At 46.9% G+C, this 4,837-nt stretch carries 5 protein-coding genes; 3 read left to right on the plus strand and 2 right to left on the minus strand.

Going from position 1 to position 4,837, the window contains the following annotated elements; all coding sequences use genetic code 11:
* Positions 1–277: 277 nt before the first annotated feature.
* From POG22_RS02785 to POG22_RS02795, 3 genes are all read left to right on the plus strand, one after another.
* Positions 278–1,141: a nucleotide-binding protein gene (locus tag POG22_RS02785; protein WP_063719116.1), complete on the plus strand. Its 864-nt coding sequence runs from the start codon at positions 278–280 to the stop codon at positions 1,139–1,141.
* Complete coding sequence (locus tag POG22_RS02790; RefSeq protein WP_498903510.1) at positions 1,138–2,001, plus strand: ATP-binding protein; 864 nt, start codon at positions 1,138–1,140, stop codon at positions 1,999–2,001. Before POG22_RS02785 ends, POG22_RS02790 begins: the two co-directional genes overlap by 4 nt.
* Before the next feature lie 151 nt (positions 2,002–2,152).
* Positions 2,153–3,322 carry a DNA cytosine methyltransferase gene (locus POG22_RS02795; RefSeq protein WP_017661927.1) on the plus strand — a complete coding sequence of 390 codons (1,170 nt, stop codon included), beginning with the start codon at positions 2,153–2,155 and terminating at the stop codon, positions 3,320–3,322.
* Between the two features lie 182 nt (positions 3,323–3,504).
* Here the strand turns inward: POG22_RS02795 and POG22_RS02800 are convergent, their stop codons facing one another.
* Together POG22_RS02800 and POG22_RS02805 are read right to left on the minus strand one after the other, a co-directional pair.
* Entirely contained in the window at positions 3,505–4,263 is a 759-nt protein-coding gene (locus POG22_RS02800) for a restriction endonuclease (protein WP_498903511.1), read from the minus strand.
* An 8-nt stretch (positions 4,264–4,271) separates the two neighbouring features.
* Positions 4,272–4,520 carry a helix-turn-helix domain-containing protein gene (locus POG22_RS02805; RefSeq protein WP_017661930.1) on the minus strand — a complete coding sequence of 83 codons (249 nt, stop codon included), beginning with the start codon at positions 4,518–4,520 and terminating at the stop codon, positions 4,272–4,274.
* Positions 4,521–4,837: the final 317 nt, after the last annotated feature.

The raw sequence follows: 4,837 nt of genomic DNA on the forward strand, positions 1-4,837 counted from the left end.
CACTCGCTTCACAGGCTGTAACGGTGTGTCCCACCGCCAAAATTCCAATTCAATTGGAGTTTTAGGCAAACTTACTAACTTGGGTTTCGTTAGCCAGTTTAACCATTCACGTCCATTGTACTGTAAAGCCGCCCTAGAAGGCTTGCCCTGCTCGCACTGCTTGCACTGAGCTTGTCGAAGTGAGCTTGTCGAAGTGAGCTAAGTCGAAGGCTTGCCCTGAGCCAAGTCGAAGGGGGCGGGGTTTCAAACCCAAAATTTTCGATGAGGTTATGGGGTGATGAAAATTGCCGTACTCAGTGGTAAAGGGGGAGCAGGTAAAACCACTGTCGCCACGAATTTCGCTCTTTCTTTATCTAGCGTAGGAACGGTGCAACTGTTCGACGCGGACGTAGAAGAACCGAACGCGCGTCTGTTCGTCCGTCCGAATTTCGGCGATCGCAGCGAACCCGTTCGCCGTCGGGTTCCCGTCGTGAATGCCGAAAAATGTGCGTTGTGTCAAACCTGCGTTCGATTTTGCCAGTTTAACGCCCTCGCGAAGTTGGGCAACCGTATCGTCGTTTACCCCGAAGCCTGTCACAGTTGCGGGGGGTGCAAACAGGTTTGTACGGCGAACGCGATTTCCGAAGTCGATCGCGATGTGGGTGTATTGCAGTGGGACACCGACGTTTCGGGGATCGAATTTTGGCAAGGGGAGCTGTACGTCGGGGAAGAATCCGCCGTTCCTACGATTCGGGCGTTAATACAGCATATCGACGAACGCAAAATTGCCGTTCTCGACGCTCCCCCAGGAACCGCGTGTGCGGCAGTGGAAGTGGCCGCCAGCAGCGATTTTTGTCTGTTTGTCGCCGAACCGACACCGTTTGGCTTGCACGATTTACAGATGACCGTCGAGGCGATCGCCCCGTTCGACAAACCTTGGGGACTCGTTATCAACCGCTCTGAAGGGGCGGCCGATCGACCGCTCGAAGTCTACGCTCGAGCGCGGGGTCTTCCCATTTTACTGAAGATTCCGTTCGATCGCGCTTTTGCCGAACTTTACTCTCGCGGGATTCCCTTCGTCGAAAGATATCCGAGTTGGAAACTGCGTTTTCGAGACCTGTTCGATCGCATTCGATCGCCTCACCCGGTGAAGTTCTCATGAAAGAAGTCGTCGTCATCAGTGGAAAAGGTGGAACGGGAAAAACTACCGTGACCGCCAACCTCGCGGCCCTGGCCAACCAGTTCGTTCTCGCCGATTGCGACGTAGACGCCCCGAACCTCCATATTCTCCTCAACCCGAAAATTCTGGAAGAGAAACCGTTTTACGGGGGAAACGTGGTGGTTCGCCACAGCGATCGCTGCATTGACTGCGGCTTGTGTCGCGTGTTGTGCGAGTTCGAGGCCATCGCCGCAGACGGGGAGATCGATCCCATCAAATGCGAAGGGTGTAACCTCTGTGCGGTGAAATGTCCGATGGGAGCGTTGACACGAGTTCCCCAACACAGCGGAACCCTCTATTTTTCCGAAACCGATCGCGCCCCGATGGTTCACGCGAGACTGAAAGCTGGGGGCGAAAACTCTGGTAAACTCGTCACACAAATCAAGCGTATCGCGGCGCAGGTGGCGAAAGAGTACGGTTGCGAGTGGGCGATCGTCGACGGCTCGCCGGGAATTGGCTGTCCGACGATCGCCTCAGTGCGAGGTGCAGACGCAGCGTTAATCGTCACCGAACCCACCGTTTCGGGGTTGGCGGACTTAAAACGAGTCGTGCAATTGGTCGAACAGTTCCGCGTGCGGGCGTTTGTCATCATCAACAAATTCGATCTCAATTTAACGGTGACTGAAGAGATCGAAGCCTTTTGTTGCGATCGCGACATTGTCGTTCTCGGACGTCTTCCTCTGACTCAAGCGGTTGTCGAAGCGTTGCGACGGGGAGAATTGCTGGTGCGTCAAGGACGACCGAATCCCGTCGGCGATGAATTAAACGCCATCTGGAATCAATTAAACGCCTATCTAAGTTAAGTTTAGGCATTTTCTATTTTGGCTGTCTATAGGTTTCTAGAGACAACGTCTTGCGAAAAGGCAGTCTCGGGACCCTCAGTCTGTCAACCTTTGATATAATGTAGACGATATGTCACCTTGACGATCGCATTAATCTAGTCTTCAAAAGCCCGTGGAATCGATTCAGCTTTCCCTTTTCCCACAACTTGAGATCGAAGAAAAAAAGCCCAGACAAAAGCAGCCAAAATTAGGACGCTACGAGCGTATCAAGCGCGATCTCGAAAAAAATGATAACGATCCCTATAAATTATTTATAGATATCAGTCAGATCGAAAAAGGAAATTTTGAATATAATTTCATCGATCTGTTCTGTGGTGCAGGTGGAATGACCCAAGGCTTGCAACAGGCAGGTTATAAGCCTATCGCGAGTGCTGAAATCAGCCCGATCGCATCAGCTACTCATCAGCGCAACTTTCCCGACTGTCACCATTTTAATGGAGATATACACAGTCTGTCAGCCAAAGCATGGCTCGAAGCGATTGGTTCCCCTCCTATTCATGTAGTCGTTGGCGGCCCGCCTTGCCAAGGATTTTCAGTTGCTGGAAAAAGAGATCCGAACGACCCTCGAAATTTTCTCTTTCAGGAATTTATACGAATTGTAGCTGAACTTCAACCTTGGTATGTTGTTATGGAAAATGTACCGGGAATTTTGACTATGAAGAAAGGTCTCGTCAAAGAAGATATTTTCCAAAAATTTAACAGTATTGGATATTCAACGATTTCAGTTGCAATTCTAGAATCTGCCGAATATGGAATTCCTCAGATTCGTCCTCGTGCCATATTTATCGCCAATCACTTCGAGTTTCCCAATCCGTTTCCTCAGCCCCAACTTACACCGAATGAATACGTTCCTATTGAAGCGGCGATTGCAGATTTACCAGAATACAATCCACTTCCAGAGATTAATCACGAATGGACTCGACACTCACCGCAATATATGGAAAGAATAGCCCAAGTTCCTCCTGGCGGATCGTTATATAAATCCTATGCTGATGCTTTTAAACGTCAGTATTCAGGAAAACCGAGCATGACGGTAAAGGAAAATCACGGAGGAACTCATATCCATCCTTATCTCAATCGAGTCATTTCAGCTAGAGAAATGGCAAGACTTCAAACTTTTCCAGACGACTTTATATTTGAAGGAACGATGAAAAAAGCAATGTGGCAGATTGGCAACGCTGTTCCTCCTCGACTCGCTGAGTGTATTGGGTTGTCTCTATTTCCCTATCTTCGTAAACTTTCAATCTCTATAAATGAATCTAAAAGCAGACACCTCGACTAATTCAAGCTTATTGATAAAGGCTCTACTATTAGGTGCATCTCAATGTTGTAGAACGACCCCTCCGCCTTCAGCACTCAGCACCTCCCTTTAGCAAGAGGAGGATGGTTAGGGTTCCGATTGCAAAAGTGAGATAGTGAAATGCACCCCTACTATCGAGAATTGGCAACTAGATTTCAAGGGTTTCAGCCATTGGAGTTTGAGTCAGAATTAATTTCTCGAGATGCCCGAGCGTTGTTGAGATGAGTGTTGAGAGCCTTTCTCCAAGCTTCAAAGTCATACCAACCGCAACCAACACATCCTTTTTCGGCTTCAGAACCTCTTTGATGAGGAGATACCCAATTTTCACCCCCTTGATACCAGAACGCAATCCCAAACGGTTGTCCTCGTTTTTCTGTTTTGATACACCGTTCGCAGCTTCTAGACTTCAGAAGATTGTGGTTTCCCGAACTGTCTTTTTTGAGTAGTTGAAATTTTGATTTAATTTCATCATCACTCATTTCAGAGCTGAGATTATCTTCTGGCGCTCCCCATCGCTCCATAGGAAATTTATGATCGATAACCAATTCATGTTCAGCTCGCTTTCTTTGCTCAATTACATCTCGATAATCGTAAAAATTTAATATTTTTTTTGCAAGCTTTTTGGGAATATTGGTTGCTGCATTAGATTGTTGAAGTCTCCCAGTCCATCGATCGTGACGAGTTTTTACTTGACAGATTTTACAATGTCGCATCTCTGATTTAATAACTAAACCAGGACGTTTTTTAGTTCCTCTCTGTAGTCCTTGTATTCCTCCACCACCAGCATACTGGGCAGTATTAACTTTTTTACCTTCGCAAACTCGACAGTGCCATTTCCGATCGGAAAGGATATCAAATATTTGTTGTTGAAGTGACTTAGATTTAAACGTTGCTCTGAGTTCTTCTACTAAATTGCCAGTCATTTAAGAGATTATTGAATATTTTGAGACTCTGCTTCTAGAGAATCGAGAAGTTCAGAAACCGTAATTTCCAGTCCAGACGCAATTTGAACTAGAGCCACAAGAGATGGATTTCTAACACCACGTTCGACTCCGGAAATGTAGGTGCGATCTAAATTAGCCCGGAAGCCCAGTTCTTCTTGAGAAAGCTGGCGAAGAATGCGTTTCTGCTTGACTAAGCTGCCAAAAGCTTGAAGGATCTGATGTCTCGATTCATCCATGAAGCTAATTTTGGCAATTTTGTAGACGATAAGTCTACGGACGATGTGTCACATTTAGTACGTCTGTCAAACAAGCGGTTGTCGAAGCGTTGCGACGGGGAGAATTGCTGGTGCGTCAAGGACGACCGAATCCCGTCGGCGATGAATTAAACGCCATCTGGAATCAATTAAACGCCTATCTAGGGTTTGCTGAAAAAGTTATCAAAAGCTGGGGGTGGAAAATGAACAAGAAGCCGTCTTGCTCAAGGTATAAATCTGAATTGACTTAACTCGTCCACTTTATAAGTTACAATAATATTTCTCGACAAAATTATGAA

This window comes from Geitlerinema sp. CS-897 (assembly GCF_028368005.1).
Taxonomy (GTDB): Bacteria; Cyanobacteriota; Cyanobacteriia; order Cyanobacteriales; family Geitlerinemataceae; genus Baaleninema; species Baaleninema simplex.